Here is a 25,706-nt window from a genome sequence, read left to right on the forward strand (position 1 = left end):
CGTCGATCATATCGGCGACATTGACCGGATCCGGTCACCCCTTGCGCCCCATCGATGTCAGGATAAAGTCCACAATGGGCGTCGGATTCGGAAGGCTGTGCGGATGGTGCTTAAACCCAGGCTTGACGATCACCACAATATGGCCCTTCAGACTTCTCACCTTTTTCGCAAAGGGCGAGGTATTCTCGTTCATAGGCACAGCCTCGTCGGCATCGCCACAGACGTGCAACATCGGATACTTTCCCCGCACGATCTGGGGTACCTTGTCGATCGGCCCGACCCGGGCCGTCAGCGCCTCGGCATCCGTCGAAAAGCCATAGTCCTTCTTGAAGGCCTCCCATTCTGTTTTGTCGGCAGCGTTTGTCTTGTACTGCCGTGCCGGCCAGCATTGCAGATCCAGCACTGGATTGTCGACGTATACACATGCCACACGCGCAGGGTTTTCTGCAGCCCAATTATATACATACACCGCGCCCCGGCTCATGCCCTCCATCACCGCCTTCCGGTGAAGCCCACCCCGCGTCAGCATGTCGTAGAACCCGTTCCAGGTCTCCACCGCTTCTTTATTGCCCAACCGTTCGGCCACATCGCAGTATACTACGTGGAAGCCGAGCTCCAGCAACGCAACCTCCGTCTGCGGCTCATGCCCCCAGAATCGTGCACGCCAGATCCAGCGGTGCTCCTTATCGGCCAACTTCGGCTTCACGACCTTGCAATCCCTCCCCTGCCACGTAAACGCCACACATTCATAGCCGTGATACGCTCCCGTCTTCCCCGCAACCTTCATGCGCGCAGGCAAATCGAAGCCCGCATCCCGCGCCTGTCGGATCACCGCCTCGATCTTCTTCGCCATCAGTGTTGTGCCCGCCAGGTTGGGATGGATCTTATCGGGGAACAGATCCGCTTTATCGATCAGAATAGAATGCATGTCCAGTACCTCCACCCTTTCAGCAAAGGCCACGTTCCGCACCCGCGGTATAACACGGTTCACGATCACCGGGTCCCAAATACCGGCGGTATCCGTCACAAACGACGGCGCAGGCAACAGCAAAATAATACGCGGCGCCGACGGCAGCGCTTTAAACGCGGCAATCATCGCACGATAGTCGGCTTCGTACTCATGCAGATAGATCCGGTTGATCAGTTTGCTGTCGTTCCCACCGAGATCGATGATCACCAGGTCGGGACTATCTTGCAACGCCTGTTGATATTCCTGAGTCTTATGATACGGAATGTCTCCATGCTTCAGCAATGTCGCGCCAGGCACACCATAATTTTTTACCACATAGCGCCCGCCCAGCGACGTCTGCAATTGCGCGGGGAATGATTGCCGGGCAGGATCTTCCAGCAGCGAGCCGTAGGTGATGCTCGCCCCGAGGCAAGCCACGCGGATCTTGCCCGGCCCGGCGTGAAGTATGGAGAGGGGCATCGCCAGCAGCACGGCGATATAGAGGGATAAGCGAATGATAACGTTCATGCCAGCGAAAATACAACGGGTGCGATTAACAAGCGCTTAATCGCGCGCTTAACGGCATGCTATGCGTCTGGCCTCGAAGGAAATTATCGCCGTTTATATAACATTGCCTCTTCAACGGGCAATGCATGATGTTGCTTCCCTGCACCGCCTTCATGAGCCCCCACTGTGAATTGAATAATGGGTTGAAAGAAAGATGCTTCGGTCATCACGCGGGAAATACTGCGCCCCATAAGATGAACCGATTCGGCAGCCCGACGCCTTTCAGACGTCGTGTCGAACGAATCCCGGTAGGAGATCACAAACACCAGTAAAAGGATTCCGGTGGTAAGCATAGCGGCGCGATAACGGCGATTTCGAAGGATGATCATGGTTGTAGTCACTTTACAATACAATAGTACCAAAAGACCCCCAAAGGGTTGGAATACCTCCATCTTTATGGTGGCCCTACGACGCCGTGCGCGCCGTCTTCAGAGCTTCCGCCGTTGCCGGCACGGCATCGCTATCCGGCTCGACATGACGCCCGTGCGCCTCTGCGTACACTTGCGTGAATTCGGCGCCAAAGAGCAGGATCAACCCCGCATAAGAAACCCACAGCATGATGAGAATGATCGTTCCCGCCGCACCGTAGGCTGACGCGGGATTCGCATTGCCGAAATAAACACCCAATGCAAACTTGGCAACAACAAAAAGGGCGGCGGTAAGAAGGGCGCCCACCCACACGTCGCGCCAGCGGATCCTGGCATCGGGCAGGAACTTAAAGATCGAAGCAAACAAAAGCGTGATGATCCCAACGGAAACGGCAATATCCAGTACATGAAAGAAAACAGCAAACGCCTCCGATAACATACTGCTCACCCAGTCGCTCACGGCACTCAGCGCCGCCGACAGCAACAACGACACCAGCAGCAGAAACCCGACCACCAGGATCAGGCCGAACGAAAAGATCCGGTCTTTCACCAGCTTTAAGATCTTGCCTTTTGGCTTCGGCTTCACATCCCACATTTTGTTAAGGACCTGCTGCATCTGGTAAAACACACCCGTCGCCCCAAACAACAATGTCGCGACGCTCAGCACAGTTGACAACACGGTGCCTTTGCTTTTATTTCCCTCCAGGATCATCGCTTCAATATCCTTGGCGGTGTCCTGTCCCACCAGGCCGCTGATCTGCCCGCTAACCTGGTGCGTCACGGCCTCCGGTCCAAAGAGCACGCCGGCAAGGTTAATGATAATGACTAAAAGACCCGGCAGGGAAAAGATGGTATAGTAGGCGATGATGACGCTGTTGTTAAAAGGCTCGCGATCACTCCAGCGCTTGAACGTTTGTTTGAGGATCTTCCAGAACAGGGAAACCCGATTCCATAGTCTTTTCATAGCCGGAGTATTATGCGCTTTTGCGTCGTTGCACGAACCCGTCCAGCAGGTCGCTGGTCACGGCGCGCGCGCTCTTCCACAGCGTACGTACACTAATGACATTATCCAGCGACGGCTTGACAGACCGTATAAAAGCATTCTTGAATATACCGAGCAATGCTGCCCCTACGCTTACGTTCGGGTTGTCGAGCGTTCCCTGAAAAGGGATCTTCGTGGCGATCTCACCCTTTCGGTGATTCTTGAGCAACTTGAGCGCCAGGGCCACACCCCGCTCCCACATCTTTTGCAGCAAGCCGCCACGCCCGCCGGAGGCGCCCAGAAAATCAAGGTCCTTGAGGATCGGTTTAATATAGCCCTTGAACGCATTGCGGGCCACACCCAACTCGGCATAAACATCCAGCCTGCCTTTACTGACATCCACGCGGGCATAACGCCGCAGGAAGTTATTCAGCAATACCAGGTTCACACCCTGAAGCTCCAGCGTTACCGCAAAGGTCAACGTATCGGCCAGAGGCATCAGGTTCGCACGCAGTACCGCGTGACCTTCAAACACCGTCGCCGTTGCGTCCACGGGCGAAATATGTTTGGCGATAGCACGGTTGGTCAGATCGTGGATACTGAGGTACAGCGCGGTGATGGGAATATCCGCACGCACATCCGCAACGGGACCGATATACTGAAAGTATCCGTCCCGCACGTCGATGTCCGCGCGAAAAGCCGGTAACTTCCCCAACAAGACTTTCAAATTGGCCGGCTCTTTTTGAGGCTCCGGTGGCGCATCGATATCCTTATCCTGTACGACCATCCGGACGCGAGGCTCGTTCACCCGGATGGTCAGATCCTGCATATGTCGGAAGAGCGCCGCCCAGCGAAAGATGATCGAGATATGGGGAATGAAAACAACAGGCACTTGCCCGGCTGGCGCATGGCGGCTGTCCACCCGAACATCATATACGTTGACCCTGCTGGCAAAGAGGTTGATACGGACACGTGCCACCCGTCCTGTAAAGTCGTCCTGGCTCTCCAGCATCCGGTTAAACCTCCTTCGAACGAAAACCGGCAGCAATACAATTACAGCGACGATGAGTGCGATGAATGCCGTTATGAATAGTGCCCATACCATAACGATCCAGACAAAAAAATACCATGCCCATCGGTTCGCCTCCGGTATCACCGCGGGAAACGAGGGGCACGGATCGCGCGCGTACGATCTACGCAACGCAAGGTCTTACGGGAAGATGCCCCTTACGACTGACGTCGCGTCGGAATATTGAAGCCTGCCGACAAGATGAACTGCGTCGAAAAGAAATGATGCTGCGCACGTCCCCGTTCGTATAGCTTCACGTCGGTATACTTGGCAAACGATTCCTTGATGCACGGCTCCAGGAAGAAGTACTGAAAAAAGTCGTAGTGTATCGCGGCACCGGTGCCGACCACCCAACCCGAAAACCGGAAGGGACCGTCGTTGTGCTTACCCATAATGTACGAATCGGTCTTGGGTACCAGCGCACCGCCCCCCAGGCGCGCCACGGCGCTAAGTTTGTGTTTGTTATTTTTGGACGATGCCAGCACATAGCGCTTCAGCAAACTAATCATCAGGTAGTTGTTGCCATTGGTATGTTCGAGGTGAACAAACTCGGGCGTGACCAGCGTATCACGGTCGTAGTACTGGTCATCGATCCAGCCCTTCATATGCAGCACCTGGTTGTCGCGCACGACATACTTCAAGTGGTTCCAGCTTATCTCGATACCCAGGTCGTGCTTATCGTTAAAGAAATATCCGGCACTGACCTGGTACTGCGGCACGGTAGGCGCTGTCTTAAAGAAATTATTCCAATCCGGCTGATCCTTCGCCCGGGCATGGTAAAACGTGAAATCGTAATTACCCGTCTGCCGGTCCAGGAAACGGATCGTGCTGTTGGTATATAGATCACGGTGATAGCCCCAGTTAAAGAAGAACGTACCGTGTAAGCCTTTTTTAGTCTTCGGCGCAGGCGCTACTTCAAGCTGCGCGTACAGGGACTGGGTGAACGACAAACCGAGAAACAGTGAAATGATTAAAAACCGCATGGAATCAAGCCCTTCATGAAAAACGGGGGCAAAGAAAGGGAAATATTTTCCTCAAAGTGAGATAATTTTCACATCGGCATGAAATTTTAGTGTAGTAAATAACTCAATTTGGGGCAAAAAACCGCTAACGCAAACGTTGCAAACTCCCCTGGTGACGTTAAATGCGGGACGTTTCCAGACGTACCAAAAATAGTGTAATGGGTCGCCACAACGGCCCGGCGACGATCGTTTCCCCCCTGAAAACCGGCGGACACACGTACCGGCATTGTTACCAAGCCTTGCCGTATCTGCGCCAAATACTTGATAATCGCGTGCGGCAAGCGTAATATTAGAAAAAGCTGGCCCATGATCATCCGGAAGAATACCAAAGCCTTCAAATCGATCGTTGAGATTGTCACCGCCTGCGAAGACCGGGCCGACCGCAGCAAGCTGATCCGCCTGTACATCACCAAAGCCGGGCATTCCGTCGACGACCGCATCAGCATCGAAGCGATCGAAGAAGAAACAGACGTTTTTTATAACCTGACGTTCGCCGCCGTACTGGAAAACCTGAAATCCTCCGACCACCAGCTCCACGGCAGCGACGACATTCCCGGCCTGTACTTTTTCCATACCACATCCAACAAGGTATGGGACCAGAATCCCTTCGAATTCGACGACCGTGTGGCAAAAGAATTCGCGGACATAGAAGAGCTCCCCACCACGCGCAAGCGGGGCACCCCCATCAAACCGCCACCGCCCGCCAGGCAAAAAGGCAAAGCCCAAAAGAGAGAAGCCGCACCGGCACGCAAGTCGGCGCCTAAACAACCGGCGTACAAGCTCAAGCAAAAGATCGAGTTTACAGACCTCAACAAAGTGATCTTTAAACGCTCGGGCCTCACCAAACGCGATATACTCGACTACTACAACGACATGGCCGACTATATCCTTCCCTACCTCAAAGACCGTCCACAGCTCATCCGGCTCCGCTCCGAACGCGGCGGCCTCAACGAATACCGATCGGCCGACGAACTCACACCCGATGCCGACGAGCTTCCTGCAGGCCTGCACACTGCCATCACCTCGCCACGCAGCAAAACAAAACAAGACGTGCTCCTGTGCAATACCAAAGAGCATCTGTTGTATTATATCGAACGAGGGGCCGTAGATTTTTACCCGCAACACGTCCGCGCAAGATCGGCAAGCCATCCCGACTACTGCGTGATCGGCATCGAAGCCGGTGGAAATGCGCCCGAGAAAGTGATCGATGTCGCACGCATGGCCCATCATATCCTCACGGCGTTGAACGTTCCTGCCTTTATCAGAACCGACGGCATCTCCGGCTTTCATGTATATATACCGCTCGATGGCAAAAGCAGCATGGACGAGAGCCAGGTACTGGCGCAAAATGTCTGCAAGCTCATCCTGCTAAAGTTCCCCGACCGCGCCATCCTGCGGGAGCCCGGTGAGTACAGTCTCGGAAAGATCATTTTAGATTGCCATCTGAATGAAGATCAACAAACCCTGGTGGCCGCCTACTCCCTGGCCGCCGATACGGCCACCGTGGCGACACCGTTGTTCTGGGAAGAAGTAACAAAAGGATTATCGATCGAAAAGCTCAACTATAAAACGATCCTCAAACGCCTGAAAGAAACCGGCGATCCCTTCGACGATCTTTTCAGAAAAAAGATCAACGCCAAAGAGACCGCCGCACATATCGAAAAGTACTACGCCTTCCTGTTCTGAGGTCACGCCCGTTCCTTCACGAGCGCGTCCAAACTGATCGGGATCAGATTCACCTCAAACTTCCGCACGATCAGGCTCATGATTGGATCGTTCTGGATCTTCTGCATGATCCGTTCCGTCTGAGCTTCCGTCCCGCCCATCACCATCTGATCTTTTAATCCCAGGGCTTTTACGGCAAAGAAAAATCCGGCAATCACATAAGGCCCGAAAGGCGTATGCGGAATATCGAACGAGGTACCTGTCATGTTAAAGACGGTATTGGGAATATACTCGCCGGTGTGCTCGATGTTGCGCAGCCGCATATAATAGTTGGCGGCTTCCGAGCGGGACGCCATGCGCGGATCGCTCATACACAGCAAGCCCGCCAGGGGCTTTTGCTTGCGGTTTTGATTGATGAGGCTTTCCTTGGCAGCGCGATCGTTCTGCGCATGCTTGCGGATCTCTGTCTGCACCGTGTCCCAGAAAGGCACCGCAGGCTCGCCCCCGTCCACGCGGATCAGCGAGTGAATGGCATAATCCAGGATGCCGCAGGTGATCTCGATGTTCAGCATCTTCAGCTCCGGGTCTGTGCTGATAGCCTTCTCCAGGATGGTGCGCTGGTGCCGAGGGTGGGTACGCAGCAGGTCGATGCTGCTGATCCAGTCGCCGGCCAGGTAGCCGTCGTACGCGTAGAACTCTTTCAGCAGGCGTTTGATCTTCGTGTCGCTGTCGATCACCAGGGCCTGGCCGCGGATCTCCACCGTAGGCCGTTCTTCCACCAGCATCTGCTCGATCTCGACACCCACCGAGGAAGCGCCCAGCATACCGCAGTTCAGCGGCGAGCCGTCTACGATCTTCAATTCATGTACGTGGCTGATGTAATGATCGTTGGAATCTTCTGTCAGGTGACCGTGGGTCTGAATGTGCACGAAGTACCGGATCGGCACCCGCAGGTCGGCCCGGCGCTGCGCTTCCTCGAAGATCCGCTTGATGTCCATCACGATGTCCGGCGAAACGAACGAGCCCGCCGCACGCACGGTGTGCAGTTCAACGTTAATACCCTGGCCGGCATACTCGGCCGTAACGCGCTCGATCACATCCAGTTGCAATTGGCTCAGGTCGCGCGCGTCGGCGCAGCCCACCAGTACGTGTACTTGTTCTTCTTTCATTCAGCAGATCTGCTTTTTTTGGCGTGTCAAGATACGGCAAACAGGCCGTCAGTTTTCAAATCAGGCAGGTTATTTCGCAGCGTGGTTCGAAAGCTCGATCATATCCGTCAATATGTTCACAGCTTCTTCCACGTATACATCCTTTTGCAGGTTGGTGATCCACGACCGGTTAAAATCCTTCGCATAATCATCGGCCGCCAGGCGCTGCCGGTCCGCGCTGCCGTTGGTCACGGTAAACACGCGGCTGGCCTGCTCCAGCGACTTCTCCAGTGCGCGGTATTGCTGCTGCATCGCTACTTCGCGCGCGTACAACGCATCCCATAACAGCGACACCGGCTCGTCCCGACGATGGAACTCGTCCGCCAGCCAGCGCCGGCCCTTGACGATATGCTGGAACGTCGCAGACGATCCCACCCGCGCACGGCTCCGCGTCCGCAAGGAATCCAGCGGCAGCGGCGGCAACACCCGGAAGTACGTACGCTTCAGGATCGAATCAGCCGGCAACGCAAACGGCATGGCCGACTCGCGTACCCCCGGTATATCAAATACCTCCGGCAATACAATGTCAGGCTTCACCCCCGCACCCTGTGCGGTACCACCCGTCACCCGGTATATCTTGTCGGTCGTGATGCTGGCAAAACCCGGACCGTCCTGGATCGTTTCGAGCGACGGCCCCTGCTGTTGCGTGGGGTCCAGCGGAAAAAAATTCTGGGCCGTAGCCTTCCCAAACGTGCGCGTGCCCGCGATCACCGCGCGGCGATAATCTTGTAATACCGCCGCCAGAAACTCCGACGCCGAAGCGCTCTGCCCATTCACCAGCAGCACCAGCGGGCCATCATAGACTGTACCGCGATCAATGTCCTTGAGAGTGATAATATCCTGCTGCCGGTTGCGCAACATGCCCAGCGGCCCTTCGTCCAGAAAGATCCCGGCCATCGCCACGGCCTCCATCAACGAGCCGCCGCCGTTGTAGCGAATGTCGAGGATCAGCCCGCGGACGTTCTCCTGCCGTAGCTTCATCACCTCGTTGGCAACATCGCCCGCGCAGCGCGAGCCCTCGCTCTCGTCGTCCCAGCGCGTATAAAAGTCGGGCAGCGCGATATAGCCCATGCGGTGTTTGCCCTCGAGCACATAGCTGCGCACATAGTTCTCTTCCAGCGAGATCTTCTCCTTCTGCAACTTGATCTTCTTCACCACGCCGCCCTGACGGCGCACGGTGAATTCCATATACCGGTGGTTGGCGTCTGCCAGAATAGCGTTGGCCTCGTCCAGCGTAAAGCCCTCTATACTGGTATCGTCCCCACCGTCCCACCGCAAACCGGTCAGTACATCCGACGCATGGATCTCCCCCGACTTCCACGCCGGGCCGCCCGGCGCCAGCGCCGTGATCAGCACATCGCCGCGCTCATTCTCGTCGAGCGTAATGCCGAAGTAATACCCTTCCGTGCTGAGCGTCGACAGAAAGTTTTCCATTTCCGTCACCGGCATGTAGGTCGTATGCGGATCGAACACCGCCGCAATACTTTGGAAATATTGCGCGGCCACATAATTTTCAAACGCACCGGGGTGCTGCAAAATTCGCCGCACCGTGCGAAGCTCGTACGCCGTCATTCGCTGCCGGGCCTCGGACTCATGACGCGTAAAAAATTCCTTCTCCGGCCCGGTGTACCCCGTCCGCACGTCGACCAGGCGCTGCAACGTCTGGTGCTTGAGCCACAGTCGCCACTTGGCTTGCAAAGCCGCCGGGTCTGCCGGCCAGTGTACCGTGTCGAACGAAACATATTCTTTGACGGTGCCGGTAAATGCCGTCTCACCCGTTTGTGAGATCATGCGCTCGGCCCGTACCAGCGCCTGACGGTATAACGTCGTCACCTGCGGCAGGAAATCCCAGCCCGTGCCGCTCAGCTCATCGTCAAGACGCGTTTCGTGGACCGCCAGCGTTTGCAGGTCGGCGGCAGAGAAATATAACTTGTCGGGATCGAGCTGGCTGGTGAACTGCGCAAACACCTGCCGGGAAAAGTTGTCATTCAACGGCTTCGGCGCCACGTGCTGCTCGCGCAGGATCTTCGCCAGCAGCAGCGCCTCTTCGCGGTGGTTGCGGGGCTTCTGCGCATATACCGAGGTGGCGATGAACGCCAAAAAAACAAGAGACAGACGATAGGCCATGACGGGGTAATTTCATGAAATTTTCCATCTTTACCTAAAGCAAAGACGCCTTCCATGAACCGTCATCACAAGGACATCCTTAAACTGATCCAGGACCAGGCGGGCGCGCCCACGCAACATACTTTCCTGGATTCCTACCTGGGCAGCACCCACCCCCGCATCGCCATCGGCGTGCCCTCGTTGCGCCAGATCGCCGGCTCCTGGATGAAAGCCCACCGCGACCTCTCCGCCGACGACGTAGTCGCCTTGTTATCGAGCCTCATCACCGCAAAGTCCTATACCGAAAAATGCATGGCCGGCATCCTCTTGGACTATACCACTACCGGCCAACGCGAGTTCGACCCCGCCATCTTCGACACCTGGCTCGACCACCTCGAAGGCTGGTCAGAAGTCGACACTCTCTGCACCGGCAAATATACCGTCAAAGGCCTGTCCTCCCGCTGGAAAGAATGGAAGCCCCTCGTAACCCGCTTCGCCAAAAGCGCCGGGATCCAAAAACGCCGCGCCTCACTGGTATTATTCTGCGCCCCCCTGCGCGCCGACAAACACGAAGCACTCGCCGCAACAGCCTTGCAAAACATCGACAAGCTGAAAAGCGAAAAAGATATACTGATCACAAAAGCCATCTCATGGCTCCTGCGCAGCATGGAAAAACATCACCGCACCCTGGTAGAAGAATATATCGGGGAGAACAAAGATACCCTGCCAAAGATAGCCGTACGCGAAACCCTGGCCAAGCTCACCACCGGCCGCAAGACCCGCGTCACCAGGAAGTAGTGACTGGCGCAAGTCTCAGCGAAGCGGTGACTTGTGCCTGCACGGTAGGCAGTTTGTAACTGCCGTACCACTAAAACCACAACAACGGATGCCGTACCGGCAAATTCCTCACAACCTCCTCCTCCTTCGGCGCATGCTCCAACCCCCGCCAAACATCAAACCACCCCTTCTCTCCCAACGCCAAAGCCCCAAACAACAACGCCGGCTGCGCCACCGGCCACTGATCGAAGTACATCACATCCGGCGTATAGGGCCACGTCTGTTTATCGCGTAGATAAGGATATAAGAAAGCGATCCCTTTCCCAATCGATCTCCCATCCGCCGTCTGATAACGCCACAGATCGTCTTTAGAGGTCGAAAGGATCTGACAGATCATCACCATCGCATCCGGGTTAAAGATAGAATACCCATAAGGCTTCGTCCGTTTCAGCTCCAATGAAAAACTTCCATCCACCTCCATCTGCCCGGGCAGCAGCACCGTCTTAAACCGCTCCCGGCAAAAACGCAGCAAGCGCTCGTCGCCGGTAAGCCGGGCAAACGACGCCACCTGCATCACCCAACACGTTCCGTGATTGTTCTTCGCCTCCATTTCCTCCTTCCCATACGCATGCGTCGTCAGCCAGACAAGATACGCCTTGAACCAGGCAATAACCCCCTCGCGCGTAGCGGCATCGAACGCCTTATCACGCATCATCACCATCACGCCTTGCGCCACCTCCATCAAATGGATCGTATCGATAATACCGATACCCCTACCGGTAGCATGGCCCTGGATCGCCTGTGCATACAGCAGGTGCGGTGCCATGCGCGTAGCAGGATCGATGAACCACGCCCGCAGGTGCACCCGTGCCTGCTGCACATACCGGGCGTCGCCCGTAATTTTATACGCCGACGCCAACGCCCCCACGATCGTGCTGAAGCGGATCATCGCCCGCCGGTGCGCCGTAAAATTATCGGGGTTGGTCATTCCGTCGCGGCGAACATAAGGAGCCTTCGCATCCGTGGAATCCGGCCACCAATAATCCCCTTCGGAATAAAAGTCGTGTATGCCGCCGGCCGACCGCGGCGAGCGCTCCGCCGTAACCGTCACCGGCGCTTCGCCCAGGGCCCATGCTGCTTCTTGCAAGACCTGCGACCGCAGCACTTCCGTCGCCTCCTGCCGCAAGCGGGCCTGCGCACAGACATCCATCCCCACCAGCCCGAGCAGCATCACGGCAATACCAGCCGCCCTGCCTAAAAAGTTATACCGATCACGCACAACCATCGACATGCTATTTCTCAAAACGTACCGTCACCGGCGACGCCATCCGCTGCGCAAAATCCTGCAGGTAAAGATCCCACGCTTCCGCGGAAGCGACCTCGCCCGCCTTCTTCCAGCCAAAACCGGTATAGTATACCACGGCATCCTGCCGCGGCGCTGCCGCCATGACATACAAATGGCTCATGTCCTTTTTCGTGGTGCGGTAGTCTGCATACCGCAGCACCCGCGCCGGGTCGATCACGATCGCCGTACCAAGCTCCGAATCATCCATCGGCTCCCAATACCGGAACCATCCCTGTGCGCTGTCCGCTTTCACCTCGCCCTTTTTATCGTGCAGCGCAATACCCAGCGTCACATTCGCCAGCGTGCTGTCGGACGTCACATGGGCCTCCATCCGGCACAACTGACTGTTCCGGTCGATCGAAATGACCTTCCGCTCCCGCACCATCGCCCCCGCGGCAGACCACGGCGCATACGTCAGCTCGAACGTAGTCCGCAACGGACCGTTGGCCAATACCCGGTGCGAAACAAAGTTCTTCGACACATACAACGAGTCGCCTATCAGCACGCCCAGGCCGCCGCAACCGCGGCTGGCACCGACGTGGTACGGATCATACCCCTCGCCGTCATCGTGGTGATAACTGCCGCCGGCAGTGTTCTTTTTATACCAAGGATCGATAATAGAATACTCCACACGCTTCAACCAGCAATCTATACCACTCGACAACGTCCCGCCCTTTTCACCCGCGTCCACCAAACGCTGCGCCTCGGGACCGTACGTGCGGAACGCCACCCGGTTGTTTTCCCAGGCAAAGTCGTCGATTCGCTCCGGCACAAATCTGCCATACGTACCTGTCCGCACCGTGTCATGCACAGGGTGCTGCGTTTCTTCCAGGATAAACGTCTTGTGTTCCTTCCCCTTCAACGACGCCTCGAACAGCAACCGCTCGGGCTTGCCGTCGCCGTCTTCATCCACCCATTGCAGGATACTGTGATGGTCGTCGCCCGGGGCCCGCACCGTCAGGTTTCCCGGCGTGAACGACGGGAACAAACTGTCGAGTGTAGCGACCGGGATCGATACGATCTCCGTACGTTCCGTCTCCAACGGATTCTGTACGGTCAGGGACTTCTGCCGCGGCTTGCTGCAGGCCGCCAGGGCCGCTATGGACAATAGAAGAATGCTGTTTTTCATCATGACAAGTTAAAAAAAATGCGACTGACCCAAAGAGCCAGTCGCATCGACTCAACCAATTAACCCAATGTTTATTTTTTTCGGGTGTTATCTTTCAGGCGCTGGTAGCGCAGCAGCCCTTCAATGTAGTAGTAGTCGGCATATACCAGGGGCACGTCGATCTCCGACTTCGCCGGCTTGTGGCCCACCGAGTGCAATAAGATAAAATGATTATTCTCGCCCGGCTTGGCCAGGTACGCCGGCGAACCGAGGCTCGTCAGCATCTGCTCCGCCGCGGCAACGTAAGGCTTACTGTCTTTTACATACGTGCTCAATTCCAGCAGGCCCGACGCTGTAATGGCGGCCGCCGAAGCGTCGCGCTCCTCGTTCGGAATGCCTGACGCGTTAAAGTCCCAATACGGCACCTTGTCCGCCGGCAGGTTCGGATGCTTCAGGTAGAAGGTCGCGATCTTTACCGCCTGATCCAGGTAGCGCTTGTCCTTCGTCTCGCGGTAGGCAACGGTGTAGCCATATAACCCCCACGCCTGCCCGCGGGCCCACGCCGACTCATTGGCAAAACCCTGGTGCGTCACGCGCTGAATGACCTTGCCCGTCAGCGTATCGTAGTCTACCACGTGGTAGCTGCTGTTATCGCTGCGGAAATGATTCTTCAGCGTCGTGTTGGCATGCGTCACGGCAACCTTGTAAAAGCTCGAGTCACCCGACACACGCGTGGCCCAGAACAACAACTCCAGGTTCATCATGTTGTCGATGATCACCGGGAACTGCCACTGGCCATGGTCCCACGACTTGATACAACCCGTCTTCGGGTTGTAACGCGTCGACAGCGACTTCGCACCCTGCAGCATCACCTCTTTATACGCCGGGTCGTTTGTCAGACGGTACCCGTTGCCAAACGGGCAATACAGCATGAATCCCAGGTCGTGCGTGCGCGTATTGAATTTTTCCTTCTCCATGCCCGCCGTCCAGCGACGCGCGGCGTCAGCCCACTTCTTGTCCTGCGTATATTCGTACATATACCACAACGTGGCCGGATAAAAGCCGCTCGTCCATTCCGACGACTTCGTACCGCGATAGCTGCCGTCGGCCTTCGCACCGCGCGGGAACTGCGACAGGTCGGCATAGGCCGTCAGGCTTGTTTCCAATTGAGCCTTGGCCTTGTCCAACGCCGCGCGCGGATCCAGCACAGGCTTGATCGTGCAGGCAAGGAGAGCACCGATGCCCACAGTAACAAAAAGCGCCCAGGGTTTCATACGCATCATGAAAAAGAATTAGTTAATACAGATCGTTTTGAGGCAACAGGTTTGTGTTCAGATCCAGCTCCAGCTGCGGCACCGGAAACACCTGGTGATAATCCTGAATGTTGGTGTTACCGAGGCCGCGTATCGTCGACACCAGCCGGCCCGTACGTACCAGGTCATACCAGCGGTGGCCTTCAAAGCACAGCTCGCGACGACGCTCCAGCAGCACCGAGTCACGGAACTGCTCTTGCGTCAGGTTCTCCAGGTCCGCCAGGCCCGCACGCGTGCGGATGGCATTTACGGCATCGTACGCCTCGTCGTTCGGGCCGATGTCCTCATTCGAAGCTTCCGCAAAGTTCAGCAATACTTCTGCAAAGCGCATATGGGGGAAGTTGTTGTCCGACTGGTAAGCCGTCGTAGCATCGCTGTCCACCCATTTGTTGCAATACCAACGGCCGTCCGTGCCTTTGGTAAAGAACACCTCCAGGCGTTTATCATACGAAGCAAAGCTGTTGTAAATACCATCCGTGGGTTTGAATGAACCAAAGCCGCGGCCCGCCACCGAGTTGTTCTCCTGCGCCCAGAACGCGATCAGGTTGCTGCCCTGCCCACCGGGGCCGCTGACAAACTGTGCATCGAACATCGCTTCCTTGCCAAACTCGTTCTTGACATCAAAGACTTCCTTATACGTATCCCACAGGCCATAGCCGTACGGCCCGTCCATAACTTCCTTCGCCTTGGCGGCGGCCAGGGTCCATTCGTGGCGTGTGAGGTATACCAGCGCCAGGTAGCCCTTCGCCATACCGCTGGTCACGCGGCCCCGGTCTTCGTTCTTGGTATACTTGTCCGGCAGGCCCGTCTCCGCATCCTGAAGATCTTTGACGATTTGCTCGTAGATCACGTCCGCGTCTTCGCGCTTCGGAAATGTCACCTCCGTCGGCAGCTTGGTCTCCTGCAGCACCAGCGGCACTTTGCCGAACAGGCGCACCAGATGGAAATAATAGAAGCCACGCAGGAACTTCGCCTCTGCCACCAGCCGGTTGCGCAGGGTCTCATCCATGGTGATCAGCGGCACACGCTCGATCACTACGTTGCAGCGGGTGATACCCAGGAAAAAGTTCTGCCACGATTCCCGCACAATAACGTTCGCGGCCGTATGGGTATAGGTGTTCAACTGTACCCGGTCGTTGTTGTTGGCCAGCGGCGTGAGGTCATCCGTCGTCAGGTCGCCCAGAATGTTGAAGTTGCGGTTCGTATCGCCGTTCGCTTTGCTTGCCGTATAGGCCGCCGTCACGGCCGCCATCGCATCGGCCTGGGTCTTGTAAAATTGCTCGGTCGGAATGAACGAGTTCGGCTCGTCTTCCAGCACGCTGCACGACGCCAGGCATGCAGTCAAAAGTCCGAGGATATATTTTTTATACATAGTCGTAAATCGTTTAATGAGGATCAGAAACCAATGTTAACACCTATCAGATACATCTTGGCCGAGGGATAGCTGCCGTAGTCGGTACCCTGGCTGAGGGTCTCCTGGCCGTAGCGGCTCACCTCCGGGTCGTAGCCCGAGTAGTCGGTGATCGTCAGCAGATTCTGGCCGCTGACGTAGACCTTGGCCGAGTTCAGCCCGACACGCTCCAGCATGGTAGACGGCAGGTTGTACGCCAGCTGGATGTTGCGCAGGCGGATATACGAGCCATCCTCGATCTGCCGGCTCGTAACCTGATACGAAGTGGTCGTGCTGATCGCGCGCGGAATGGTATTGCTTGGGTTGGTCGGCGTCCAGCGGTTCAGCACCTCGGCCGATTGGTTGCTGATGCCCGTCATAGACTCCAGCTCGTACCGGTTGATGTTGTAGAGGCTGTTGCCCTGCACGCCCTGGAAGAATACGTTCAGATCGAAGCCCTTGAACGAAAAGTTGTTGGTAAAACCAAAGATCAGCTTCGGCTGCGCCTGCCCCAGGATCACACGATCCTGCGAGTTGATTGCACCGTCCTGTTTGACATCTACATAACGACGGTCGCCCGGCTTGGCGTTCTTCTGCGCCGAGTTCGCAATCTCCTCCGCATTCTGGAAAATGCCGTCGAACTCCAGACCATAAAATACACCCACCGGCTCGCCTACACGCAAAATACCCGAGTTGGAGAGCTGCAGGTGTCCGCTGGCGCTGCCGGTCGGAACATCCTTGGCGTTGCCGAGGTCCAGTACCTTGTTGCGGTTGGCCGCAACGTTGAAATTCGTCGTCCACGAAAATGCGCCTTCCACGTTGATCGTCGCGATGCCCAGCTCGACCCCCTGGTTCTGAACCTTCCCGATGTTTTGCAACGATGTAGTATACCCCGACGTCACCGGCAGCGGCACGTTGAACAACAGGTCCTTGGTTTTCTTTCGATACCAATCGGCCGTTACCAGCAGGCGGTCGTTGAAGAAACCCGCATCGATCCCGACGTCCACTTGCGTCGTGGTCTCCCACTTCAGGTCGGGATTGGCCATCCGGCTGGGCGCATACCCGATGAAGAGTTTATTGTCGAAGTTATAGTTCTGTGTGCCCAGGGCGCCGATCGACTGGTAGTTACCGATCTCCTGGTTCCCCGTGATCCCATAGCTGGCGCGCAGCTTCAGATCGCTGACCACCGCGACCTGCTGCATGAACGACTCTTTCGAGATTTTCCAGGCCACGGAGCCCGACGGGAAGAACGCATTCTTATTACCCTTGCCGAACTTGGACGCACCGTCCACACGACCCGTCAACGTCACCAGGTACTTACCGTCGAGGTCATAGTTGACACGCCCCAGGTACGAGCGAAGGCCCCAGTCCAGCACCTCCGACGAACCCGGGTTGGCTTGCTGCGCCGATGCCAGGCTGTTGTTGTTGAGAATGTCGTTGGCAAAGTTCTGCGCATTGGCGCGGAACTCTTCCGACGAGCCCGACTGCAGTGTATACCCCGCCACGATGTTGAACGTGTGGCGGTCACTGATCGTCGTTTTATAATTCAACGTATTTTCGTTCAGCCACTCGGCGCTCTGACGGTTGTTCAGGTACGCGCTCCCCGAAACCTGCAAACCCGAAAACGTCGAGCGCGGCAGGTAAAACCCGATCTTTTCATATACCAGGTTGGTACCGAACAACACTTTCGCCGTCAGGCCTTTCGCCAGGGTATATTCCGCCGACACCGTACCCAGCACACGGCTGGTGGTGTTCTCGTTTTCGATGTCGTTGGCCATCGCCACCGGGTTATTGATCTTGATCGCACCGGGGCGATTGTCGATCGTATACGTACCATCCGGGTTTCGCACCGGCACCGTCGGTGAAAAATTCAACGCGCCGTATACCACGCCCGCGCCCGAGCCGCCGTCGGTATCCGAAGTGATCTGGTTGCGCTTGCTGCGCGAGAAGGTCAGGCTGCTGCTGAACTTCAGCCGCTCGCTCATCTGCCGGTCCAGATTGATCCGGAACGACGCACGATTATAGTTGGAATTGATCACGATGCCATCCTGATCAAAATAGTTACCGGTGATCGCGTACTGCATCTTATCGTCGCCGCCGGTCAACGCCAGGTAATAATTCTGGATCGGCGCCGTCCGGAAGATCTCATCCTGCCAGTCGGTGCCTTTTCCCAATCCGGCGATCTGCTCCTGTGTGAACGCCGGCGCGATCGGAGGCTTCGTAGGATTGTCGGCGTTGGTATTCGCGATACCCTCGTTGATCAGCTCTGCCAGCTGTGTAGCGTTGAGCACGTCGAGCTTCTTCCGGACTTCCTGGAAGCCCAGGTATGTTTCAAACTGTACATTCGCTTTGCCGGGCTTGCCGCGCTTCGTGGTAATGATCACCACGCCGTTCGCGCCGCGCGAACCGTAGATCGCCGTAGCCGAAGCGTCTTTCAGGATCTCCATCGACTCGATGTCGTTCGGGCTGATCGTCGGCCCCGACTCATTATAAAGCGGATAACCGTCGACAACATAGAGCGGCTCGTTACCACCCTGGATCGAGTTACCGCCGCGGATGCGCACCGTCACACCGCCACCCGGCGAGTTCGACGACTGCATTACCTGTACCCCCGCCGCACGACCCTGCAACGCCTGCGAAAGCGACGCCACCGGTACCGAACGGATCTCCTTCGACGATACCGACGATACCGAACCGGTCAGGTCGCTTTTCTTTTGCGTACCGTACCCCACCACCACGATCTCATCGAGCTCGGAAACGTCGGTTTCCATCGCGACATCCAGTGTCGTCTGGCCACTCACCGGACGCTCCAGGGGGCGCATGCCGATGAAGGTAAACACCAGCGTGCCGTCTGCCGGAGCGACGATGGTATATTTTCCGTTTGAATCAGTGGCTGTACCGTTGGATGTGCCTTTCACCAGTACATATACCCCGGGGAGGGGCGAGCCATCATCGGACGTGATCACGCCCGATACCGTGTGGGTCTGTGCCTGCCCTGCCAGCGGTGCCAGCAGCGCGACGACCAGGAGCATGAATAGCCATGCCTGGCGCCTGTAAAGTAGAGCTTTTGTCATAGAACAATAAGGTTTGGGTTTGACATGGTCGGGAAAACCTGCGGTGTGCCGCCAACAGGCTTTCCCCAATCGCCGCACGCGCGAACGCACAGCGGTTTGTTCATATGACGTCGTAAAAAATGCTTACCCCTACATGCAATCGTTTTAATTATTTATGTGTCCCTACACAGGCAGCACCGAAGAAATACCGAGTTCAAGACCGCGCAGTTCAGCCAGTCCCCGCAAACGACCGATGGCCGAATAACCGGGATTTGTTTTCTTCTGCAAGTCGTCCAGCATCTGGTGGCCGTGGTCCGGCCGGAAAGGGATTTGCGTCGCGCGCCGGCGCTGCTCTACGACAAGCGCCCGCATCACGCGAGGCATATCGACGTCGCCGGCCAGATGGTCGGCTTCAAAAAAATTACCGGCGTCGTCGCGGCGTGTGCTGCGCAGGTGTACAAAGTTTATACGATGCCCCAGGCGTTGCACCATGCCCACCAGGTCGTTGTCCGTGCGCACGCCATACGAGCCGGTACAAAAACAGAGACCGTTGTAAGCAGAATCGTACGCCGCGAGTAAACGCTCGGCATCCGCCTCGGTGCTGACGACGCGCGGCAGTCCGAACATCGGGTACGGCGGGTCGTCGGGGTGGATCGCCAGGCGTACACCCGCTTCTTCCGCCACGGGGGCAATCGCGCGGATAAAGGTATATAAATGCTGCCGCAGGCGCGGTTCGTCTATACCGTCGTATTCTTCCAGCACCTTGCGGAACTGGTCTAATGTATAGCCTTCTTCCGCGCCGGGCAGTCCGGCCAGTATATTCCGGCGCAGGGCATCGAGCGCCTCGTCCGTGGCTTCGTCGTAATACCGCTCGGCAGCCTCGATCCGTGCCCGCGTATACTCCCGCAACGCCCCGCGCCGCTTGAGCACAAACAGGTCGAACGCCGCAAACGCCACCGCGTCAAACCGCAGCGCCTTCGAACCGTCGGGCAGCACATACGCCAGGTCCGTACGCGTCCAGTCCAGCACCGGCATAAAATTATAGCATACCGTGCGGATGCCGCAGCGGCCGAGATTGCGCAGGCTTTCGTTATAGTGCGCGATATACCGCTCATAGCCCGGGTTTTGCTTTTTAATATCTTCGTGTACCGGTATACTTTCCACGACCGACCACGTCAGGCCCGCCGCTTCGATCATCTGCTGGCGTTGCAGGATCTCCTCGATCGGCCACACCACCCCGTTCGGCAAATGGTGCAACGCCGAAACGACACCGGTGGCACCGGCCTGTCGTATGTCCTGTAAACTGACCGGGTCGTTCGGCCCGAACCAGCGCCATGTCTGTTCCATCAACATCGTATTCTCGCTTCTTCTATAGTATAGATTGGTATTACCGCAAGCCCCGCGCCTTCAGCTTGCGGCTCACACGATCCAGATCCTCTTCGATCGGTTTTTCATCGGCCGCCCCGTACGCTTCCGCCCAAAGGCCCCGCATCGATTCGAACTCGGCACACCAGGCCGGGTCTTGCTCGCATAATGTTTTTAACTGATGAATGTCTTCCGGGGTCGCTTCGCCGGCCAGGCAGCGAGCCATCAAGGCATAAATTCCGGTAAGCGCGGGTGGTCTGGCCATGTTACAAGGACGCTGAAAACAGCGACACCCCCTACAGCCAGTCCGCGGGCGGATGGATTTTATTTTATACGGATACCGGGCGAACGGCCTGCCGCAGGTGCTTTAACGCTCGGCCCATCTGGGTATCGACGGTTTTTATACTGATCTGCAGCACGTCGGCAATGTCCTTATACTTCATGTCCTGTTCCCGGCTCATGCGAAAGATCGTCCGGCACTGCTTGGGCAGCGACTCGATCGCCGACTCGATCTGGCCGCGCAGCTCCTCGTATACCAGGTGCTCCTGCGCACCCTCGTGCACGCTGGCCACATCCGCCGCGCACTCCAGCTCTATATTCCGGTCGTGCTTCGTTTTGCGCAGGCAGTCCAGCGACTTATTGCGTACCGACGCGAGCAGGTACGCCTGGAACGACGAATTGATCTGAATGCGCTTGCGGTTACCCCACAGGTTGCAGAATACATCGTCTACGATCTCTTCGGCCAGCGCATGGCTCTGCACCATGCGTGCCGACACCCGGCACAGCTGCCGGTACATACGCTTGAAGATCGTCTCGAACGACTTGTAATCGTCCTCGCGGGCTACCCGGTCAAACAGGAGGTCCAGGCCTTCGTTTTGGGGCCGAAGGGCGGCAATCCCGGTAGAATACCGGATGGCTTGGGCGGGGTTGAAGTGGGGTAAAAGTGCCATCTGTGCAATCGATTGTCCAAATATTTAATACGATTGTAGTAAAAAATATGACCAAATAGTTGCTTTTTAAATGATATTTAATAGGGACCGTTCCCGGGAACGGTCCCAGAACTTTAATCTTTATCTTGCATGGCAGTAAAACGATCTATGAGCTCCGGTTCCATCACCATCAACGACATTGCTAAAATGCTGGGCATCTCCAAGTCCACCGTGTCACGCGCGTTGTCCGAGCACTCGGACGTCAACGCCGAAACACGCCACAAGGTCCTCGAGCTCGCACGCAAACTGAACTATACGCCCAACGCTCTCGCCCTCAACCTCAAACAACAACGCACCAACACCATCGGCGTACTCATCCCCGAAACCGTAAACCGCTTCTTCGCCAAAGCCATCGGCGGCATACAACGGGTGGCCAACCTGGCGGGGTACAACGTCATGATCTGCCAGTCCGACGAAAGCTTTGTCACCGAACGCAGCAACCTCCGTTCACTCCTCACCGCGCACGTCGACGGTGTGCTCGTTTCCGTCTCTGCCGAAACAGACCGCACCGACCACTTCCAGATCTTATTGGATAAAAATATACCGGTCGTATTCTTCGACCGCATCACCGAAGAGCTCAACACCTCGCGCGTCTATACCGACAACTACGAAATCGCCTTCGAAGGCACCGAGCACCTCATCAGCCAGGGTTGTCAACGCATCGCCATCGTCGCCGGCCCGCAAAATCTATACAACAGCCGCTACCGCTTGAAAGGCTATATGGATGCGTTACGGAAACACAACCTGCCCGTAAAAGAAAACTATATCGTACAATCGCACTTCCGCGGCGGCACCGTAGAAGACTACACCCGCCAGCTCATCAACTTACCCCAACGCCCGGACGCCATCTTCGCCATCAACGACTTCGCCGCCATCGAGATGATGCACGTCATCAAAAAGAACGGCCTGCGCATCCCCCAGGACATCGCCATCCTGGGCTTCAACAACGAGACTATCTGCCGCTTCGTCGAGCCGGCCCTCACCAGCATCGACATGTCCGCCTACGACATGGGCTCCGAAGCCGCCGCCCTCCTCCTCGACCAGATCAAAGGCAACCGCGACCCCCAGCTGCGCCTCATCAAAAGCCGCCTCGTCATCCGCGAATCAACCCACCTGAAAGGTTAAAAATTAAAAGGCTAAATCATTAATATTCTGTGTCCACGCATTTCGGGCACTATTTTCTTCCTAACCACATCAACGCATTGATCAAAAACATATTCTGCTCCACACTCCCAAACGACGACGACAACGTCTTATTCGTCTTCCCCTCATAATCGATATCGTTATGCCCCATATTGATATACATCATCCGGTACTTCGTATTCGTCCACGCCACGGGATAATCCCCGCTATGCCAAATCTCATGCGGCTTCGGCCCCGTCCCTAATGGAAAGCTCGAAGGGTCTACCGACAGCAACACTTTTATATCCTTGTTCTTCCGCAGATCGTTCTTCCAGCAATACCACTCGTTCGGCGCCGCCCCGATCGTAGCGCCCAGCCCCTTCGTAGCAGGATGTTTACGGTCCTCTACACGCAGCACCGCTTTTGTCGGCCGCCACGTGTTGCTTTTATACTCGCCGGTACCCAGGAACTCCTGGTGATACCAGTCCCAGTCCTGCGGATACGCCGACGGCGTCAGCGCAAACCCCGCGAAGTGAAAGCCGATCCATGCGCCGCCGTTCTTCATATACATTTCAAAGGCCGCCCGCTGGGCGATCTCCTCAGGACGCGTATCCAGGAATAAGACCACCTGGTAGTGGGCCAGGAAGGTAGCGTTCAGGTTGTTCCAGTCCTGGGTAGAGTCGTACACAAAGTTATGGCGCTTCGCGGCAGCCGCCAGCCATTGGTTCGCTTCGTGCACGAAGCTGATGTGCGCCTGGTCGTTGCGCGCGGTAAAGAAACCGATGACGCGAAAGGCGGGCTTGTCCGTTTGTGCTTGCGTGCACAACGGCACACACAACAGGCAGAACAGAAGCAGGTATATATACGTGCGCAGGCGGGTGAGCGTAGTCATGGGTGTAGCGGGTTGTATCACAGGAAAGGTACCGGTTTGTTGTTTGCCGGCAAAATGCTTTTCGTTCCCCGGCGCGGGTATTATATTGCTACGGCAGAAACACGCCACGAACCGCCAGCACCATGATCATACCCAATCAAAAAGAGCTCTACACGCTCCCCGACGAAGTAACGTACCTCAACTGTGCGTCCCTCTCACCGCTCCTCCGGTCGGTGGAAGAAGCGGGCACGTGGGGTCTCTACGAACGCCGCCACCCGTGGGAAATTGCCGCCGCCCAATGGTTCGAGCCGGTAGAGACATTGCGCGAGCTCTTCGCCCGCATCATCCGCGCTGACCGTGACAACGTCGCCCTGGTACCCGCCGTGAGCTACGGCATTGCCGTGGCAGCAAAGAATATACCGCTCACAAAGCACCAGACCATCGTCGTGCTCGATCAGCAATATCCGTCCAACGTCTACGCATGGCGCGAGCGCTCGTATGAAACCGGCGCGGCCATCGTCACCGTCAACCGTCAACCCGGCCAATCGTGGACCGACGCCATCCTCGCCCACATCGACGAACGCACCGGCGTCGTGGCCATCCCCAACTGTCATTGGACCGACGGCAGCCTCATCGACCTGGAGATCGTCAGCCGCCGTGCAAAAGACGTAAAGGCCCGGCTCGTCGTGGATGCCAGCCAGTCCGTGGGAGCGTATCCGTTGGATGTGAATGCCGTCCGCCCCGACTTCCTGGTCAGCGTCGGGTATAAATGGCTCATGGGACCGTACGGACTGGGATACCTGTATGCGTCGCCCGAATTCGGCGAGCGCGGCGTACCCCTGGAGTATTCGTGGCTGAATAAAAGCGGCGCCGAAGACTTCACACGCCTGGCCGACTATCGCGACGACTACAAGACCGGCGCACGCCGCTTTGATGCCGGCGAGTCACCCAGCTTTATACACGTGCCCATGGCCATCGCCGCGCTTCAACAGATCCTGGAATGGGGCGTCGCCAACATCCATGAAACACTCTCGCAGCGTACAGCACAAATACGTACGCGCGCACGGCAGCATGGCTTCACCGTGTCGTCTGCCGATGCGCCGAACGTCGGCCACATCGTAGGGCTGGACTTCACATTCGATCAGATCCCCGCGCTGGGCCGGAAGCTCGCGGACCACCAGGTATATGTCGGCTTCCGCGGCGAGAAGATGCGCATCGCGCCGTACCTGTACAACAGTGCAGACGACGTGGACCGGTTGTTCGAAGCACTTTTACAATAACATCACCTACGCAACAGTTGCACCCGTTGTGCAACACAACAACGCACCTTTCTACAAACGCCACCGGGCACGGTAGTTTAGGCTCTACAGCACAAGATGTTAAACACCGTTTATGCTGTAAAACCAGAAAGGAGGCAATTATGAAAAAGATACTTTTGTTAACCGCTGTGTTACTGGCGGCTGGAACACTGACACTTCAGGCACAAGACCAAGATTATCCACACGGATTTTACCTCAAGCCCACCGGCAGTTATTTCATCAAAGTAACACCGGTTGAATTTCCCGCCATCGGCGGCATGCCCGCCCGCGACCGGAGCTTTACCATCAACCCGCAGACCGGAGAGACCACTACGATTTCCGAAAAAGCCTTGACAGGATCTTTTGGCGAAGGCTGGCGTGCCGGCCTCACACTGGGGTACCGGTTTAACCGCATCCTCGGCGTCGAGCTCGGGTTGAACATGTATCAAAGCACCGAGCAGGACATGATGCGACAGAACGGAACGGTCGGCGGCAACACCGTATTGAATCTGAACACCGTCGGCAAGATCCGCGCGTACGACGTGGCCCCGGCGCTGGTCGCACACTTTCCGTCGGAAGGCATGATCCGTCCCTATGCCAAAGTAGGTGTCATTGTGCCCGTCGGCGGCTACCTGCAGATCAATACATCCCTCGATGACAAGACAGGCCAGTTCGCCGAGGAAGCCGGCTTTACCTCGCCGGTTCCCGACACACACATCGCCCTGCAGCTGGAGCGCGAAGAGCGCATCAACCCCCGCCCTACTGTAGGGTTCCAGTCGGCAGTCGGTGTGGACTTTATGCTCAGCGACCATTGCAGCGTCTTTGCCGAAGTAGAGTACCGCAACATCTCCGTGGGCGGTAAAGACAAAGAGCTGAAAAAATACTCGGGTACCGCCACCGTGGTAAGCGATGCTACGCTGCAACCCGTACCCGGCGTGCCGCAAACGCCCATCACCATGGAGAATGCCACCCCCGCTACGAAAGACGTGACCTATCACGAAACACTCACATCGGGCATGAACGTAGAAGGCTGGGAAGATTTCGACCGCAGCCGCCCGGCCGACGACCTCCGCTCCTATGTCAACATCGGCGGCCTGGGTCTGAACGCGGGCTTGAAATTTTATCTGAGCCGTTAACGG

General features: G+C 56.7%; 21 protein-coding genes. 5 read left to right on the top strand and 16 right to left on the bottom strand.

Annotation, left to right across the window (positions count from 1 at the left end):
- Positions 1–34 precede the first annotated feature (34 nt).
- The 5 genes from KK078_RS18675 to KK078_RS18695 all read right to left on the bottom strand — a co-directional run bounded on the left by KK078_RS18675 (position 35) and on the right by KK078_RS18695 (position 4,918).
- Positions 35–1,477 carry a GDSL-type esterase/lipase family protein gene (locus KK078_RS18675; RefSeq protein ID WP_254091825.1) on the bottom strand — a complete coding sequence of 481 codons (1,443 nt, stop codon included), beginning with the start codon at positions 1,475–1,477 and terminating at the stop codon, positions 35–37.
- An 83-nt stretch (positions 1,478–1,560) separates the two neighbouring features.
- Positions 1,561–1,845 carry a hypothetical protein gene (locus tag KK078_RS18680; RefSeq protein ID WP_254091826.1) on the bottom strand — a complete coding sequence of 95 codons (285 nt, stop codon included), beginning with the start codon at positions 1,843–1,845 and terminating at the stop codon, positions 1,561–1,563.
- 76 nt (positions 1,846–1,921) lie between these two features.
- Positions 1,922–2,848, bottom strand: a complete 927-nt coding sequence (locus KK078_RS18685; protein ID WP_254091827.1) for a YihY/virulence factor BrkB family protein — start codon at positions 2,846–2,848, stop codon at positions 1,922–1,924.
- Positions 2,849–2,858: 10 nt separating this feature from the next.
- Positions 2,859–3,971, bottom strand: a complete 1,113-nt coding sequence (locus tag KK078_RS18690; RefSeq protein ID WP_254091828.1) for a DUF748 domain-containing protein — start codon at positions 3,969–3,971, stop codon at positions 2,859–2,861.
- A gap of 122 nt (positions 3,972–4,093) precedes the next feature.
- Positions 4,094–4,918 (bottom strand): hypothetical protein, encoded by an 825-nt coding sequence (locus KK078_RS18695; RefSeq protein ID WP_254091829.1) that lies wholly within the window; start codon positions 4,916–4,918, stop codon positions 4,094–4,096.
- 345 nt (positions 4,919–5,263) lie between these two features.
- Between KK078_RS18695 and ligD the strand changes: the two genes are divergently transcribed.
- On the top strand, positions 5,264–6,643 hold the full coding sequence (gene ligD / locus KK078_RS18700) for a non-homologous end-joining DNA ligase LigD (RefSeq protein WP_254091830.1): 1,380 nt from the start codon (positions 5,264–5,266) through the stop codon (positions 6,641–6,643).
- Positions 6,644–6,645: 2 nt separating this feature from the next.
- Here the strand turns inward: ligD and KK078_RS18705 are convergent, their stop codons facing one another.
- Positions 6,646–7,791: a hypothetical protein gene (locus KK078_RS18705; protein ID WP_254091831.1), complete on the bottom strand. Its 1,146-nt coding sequence runs from the start codon at positions 7,789–7,791 to the stop codon at positions 6,646–6,648.
- 69 nt (positions 7,792–7,860) lie between these two features.
- Positions 7,861–9,957 (bottom strand): carboxy terminal-processing peptidase, encoded by a 2,097-nt coding sequence (locus KK078_RS18710; protein WP_254091832.1) that lies wholly within the window; start codon positions 9,955–9,957, stop codon positions 7,861–7,863.
- Between the two features lie 54 nt (positions 9,958–10,011).
- On the opposite strand from KK078_RS18710, the gene KK078_RS18715 reads away from it, so the two are divergent.
- Positions 10,012–10,734: a DNA alkylation repair protein gene (locus tag KK078_RS18715; protein ID WP_254091833.1), complete on the top strand. Its 723-nt coding sequence runs from the start codon at positions 10,012–10,014 to the stop codon at positions 10,732–10,734.
- A gap of 70 nt (positions 10,735–10,804) precedes the next feature.
- Here the strand turns inward: KK078_RS18715 and KK078_RS18720 are convergent, their stop codons facing one another.
- From KK078_RS18720 to KK078_RS18755, 8 genes are all read right to left on the bottom strand, one after another.
- A complete protein-coding gene (locus KK078_RS18720) occupies positions 10,805–12,004 on the bottom strand; it encodes an alginate lyase family protein (protein WP_254091834.1) in 1,200 nt (399 codons plus the stop codon).
- A gap of 1 nt (position 12,005) precedes the next feature.
- A complete protein-coding gene (locus tag KK078_RS18725; protein WP_254091835.1) occupies positions 12,006–13,190 on the bottom strand; it encodes a DUF4861 family protein in 1,185 nt (394 codons plus the stop codon).
- Positions 13,191–13,258: 68 nt separating this feature from the next.
- Positions 13,259–14,440 (bottom strand): glycoside hydrolase family 88 protein, encoded by a 1,182-nt coding sequence (locus KK078_RS18730; protein ID WP_394370576.1) that lies wholly within the window; start codon positions 14,438–14,440, stop codon positions 13,259–13,261.
- A 22-nt stretch (positions 14,441–14,462) separates the two neighbouring features.
- Positions 14,463–15,851: a RagB/SusD family nutrient uptake outer membrane protein gene (locus tag KK078_RS18735; protein ID WP_254091837.1), complete on the bottom strand. Its 1,389-nt coding sequence runs from the start codon at positions 15,849–15,851 to the stop codon at positions 14,463–14,465.
- Positions 15,852–15,874: 23 nt separating this feature from the next.
- On the bottom strand, positions 15,875–18,943 hold the full coding sequence (locus KK078_RS18740) for a SusC/RagA family TonB-linked outer membrane protein (protein WP_254091838.1): 3,069 nt from the start codon (positions 18,941–18,943) through the stop codon (positions 15,875–15,877).
- Positions 18,944–19,105: 162 nt separating this feature from the next.
- Positions 19,106–20,275, bottom strand: coding sequence for a mannonate dehydratase (gene uxuA / locus KK078_RS18745; RefSeq protein WP_254091839.1), 1,170 nt, complete (start codon positions 20,273–20,275; stop codon positions 19,106–19,108).
- A gap of 34 nt (positions 20,276–20,309) precedes the next feature.
- A complete protein-coding gene (locus KK078_RS18750) occupies positions 20,310–20,552 on the bottom strand; it encodes a hypothetical protein (protein ID WP_254091840.1) in 243 nt (80 codons plus the stop codon).
- 64 nt (positions 20,553–20,616) lie between these two features.
- Entirely contained in the window at positions 20,617–21,237 is a 621-nt protein-coding gene (locus tag KK078_RS18755; RefSeq protein ID WP_254091841.1) for an RNA polymerase sigma-70 factor, read from the bottom strand.
- A 129-nt stretch (positions 21,238–21,366) separates the two neighbouring features.
- Here KK078_RS18755 and KK078_RS18760 point away from each other — a divergent pair, with 129 nt between their 5' ends.
- Positions 21,367–22,401, top strand: a complete 1,035-nt coding sequence (locus KK078_RS18760) for a LacI family DNA-binding transcriptional regulator (RefSeq protein ID WP_254091842.1) — start codon at positions 21,367–21,369, stop codon at positions 22,399–22,401.
- Between the two features lie 49 nt (positions 22,402–22,450).
- Here KK078_RS18760 and KK078_RS18765 read toward each other — a convergent pair whose 3' ends face one another.
- Positions 22,451–23,290 carry a ThuA domain-containing protein gene (locus KK078_RS18765; RefSeq protein ID WP_254091843.1) on the bottom strand — a complete coding sequence of 280 codons (840 nt, stop codon included), beginning with the start codon at positions 23,288–23,290 and terminating at the stop codon, positions 22,451–22,453.
- A gap of 122 nt (positions 23,291–23,412) precedes the next feature.
- Between KK078_RS18765 and KK078_RS18770 the strand changes: the two genes are divergently transcribed.
- Together KK078_RS18770 and KK078_RS18775 are read left to right on the top strand one after the other, a co-directional pair.
- Positions 23,413–24,549 (top strand): aminotransferase class V-fold PLP-dependent enzyme, encoded by a 1,137-nt coding sequence (locus KK078_RS18770; RefSeq protein ID WP_254091844.1) that lies wholly within the window; start codon positions 23,413–23,415, stop codon positions 24,547–24,549.
- 140 nt (positions 24,550–24,689) lie between these two features.
- The gene (locus tag KK078_RS18775) at positions 24,690–25,703 is read left to right on the top strand and encodes an outer membrane beta-barrel protein (protein WP_254091845.1); all 1,014 of its coding nucleotides are present in this window, start codon (positions 24,690–24,692) and stop codon (positions 25,701–25,703) included.
- Positions 25,704–25,706 lie beyond the last annotated feature (3 nt).

Origin of the sequence: Dawidia soli (assembly GCF_018598185.1) — a bacterium.
Lineage (GTDB): Bacteria > Bacteroidota > Bacteroidia > Cytophagales > Cyclobacteriaceae > Ohtaekwangia > Ohtaekwangia soli.

Bases quoted from the DNA above. Each gene is read 5' to 3' on its own strand.
- KK078_RS18675 (WP_254091825.1), bottom strand. From the start codon at position 1,477: ATGAACGTTATCATTCGCTTATCCCTCTATATCGCCGTGCTGCTGGCG.
- KK078_RS18680 (WP_254091826.1), bottom strand. From the start codon at position 1,845: ATGATCATCCTTCGAAATCGCCGTTATCGCGCCGCTATGCTTACCACC.
- KK078_RS18685 (WP_254091827.1), bottom strand. From the start codon at position 2,848: ATGAAAAGACTATGGAATCGGGTTTCCCTGTTCTGGAAGATCCTCAAA.
- KK078_RS18690 (WP_254091828.1), bottom strand. From the start codon at position 3,971: ATGGTATGGGCACTATTCATAACGGCATTCATCGCACTCATCGTCGCT.
- KK078_RS18695 (WP_254091829.1), bottom strand. From the start codon at position 4,918: ATGCGGTTTTTAATCATTTCACTGTTTCTCGGTTTGTCGTTCACCCAG.
- ligD (WP_254091830.1), top strand. From the start codon at position 5,264: ATGATCATCCGGAAGAATACCAAAGCCTTCAAATCGATCGTTGAGATT.
- KK078_RS18705 (WP_254091831.1), bottom strand. From the start codon at position 7,791: ATGAAAGAAGAACAAGTACACGTACTGGTGGGCTGCGCCGACGCGCGC.
- KK078_RS18710 (WP_254091832.1), bottom strand. From the start codon at position 9,957: ATGGCCTATCGTCTGTCTCTTGTTTTTTTGGCGTTCATCGCCACCTCG.
- KK078_RS18715 (WP_254091833.1), top strand. From the start codon at position 10,012: ATGAACCGTCATCACAAGGACATCCTTAAACTGATCCAGGACCAGGCG.
- KK078_RS18720 (WP_254091834.1), bottom strand. From the start codon at position 12,004: ATGTCGATGGTTGTGCGTGATCGGTATAACTTTTTAGGCAGGGCGGCT.
- KK078_RS18725 (WP_254091835.1), bottom strand. From the start codon at position 13,190: ATGATGAAAAACAGCATTCTTCTATTGTCCATAGCGGCCCTGGCGGCC.
- KK078_RS18730 (WP_394370576.1), bottom strand. From the start codon at position 14,440: ATGAAACCCTGGGCGCTTTTTGTTACTGTGGGCATCGGTGCTCTCCTT.
- KK078_RS18735 (WP_254091837.1), bottom strand. From the start codon at position 15,851: ATGTATAAAAAATATATCCTCGGACTTTTGACTGCATGCCTGGCGTCG.
- KK078_RS18740 (WP_254091838.1), bottom strand. From the start codon at position 18,943: ATGACAAAAGCTCTACTTTACAGGCGCCAGGCATGGCTATTCATGCTC.
- uxuA (WP_254091839.1), bottom strand. From the start codon at position 20,275: ATGTTGATGGAACAGACATGGCGCTGGTTCGGGCCGAACGACCCGGTC.
- KK078_RS18750 (WP_254091840.1), bottom strand. From the start codon at position 20,552: ATGGCCAGACCACCCGCGCTTACCGGAATTTATGCCTTGATGGCTCGC.
- KK078_RS18755 (WP_254091841.1), bottom strand. From the start codon at position 21,237: ATGGCACTTTTACCCCACTTCAACCCCGCCCAAGCCATCCGGTATTCT.
- KK078_RS18760 (WP_254091842.1), top strand. From the start codon at position 21,367: ATGGCAGTAAAACGATCTATGAGCTCCGGTTCCATCACCATCAACGAC.
- KK078_RS18765 (WP_254091843.1), bottom strand. From the start codon at position 23,290: ATGACTACGCTCACCCGCCTGCGCACGTATATATACCTGCTTCTGTTC.
- KK078_RS18770 (WP_254091844.1), top strand. From the start codon at position 23,413: ATGATCATACCCAATCAAAAAGAGCTCTACACGCTCCCCGACGAAGTA.
- KK078_RS18775 (WP_254091845.1), top strand. From the start codon at position 24,690: ATGAAAAAGATACTTTTGTTAACCGCTGTGTTACTGGCGGCTGGAACA.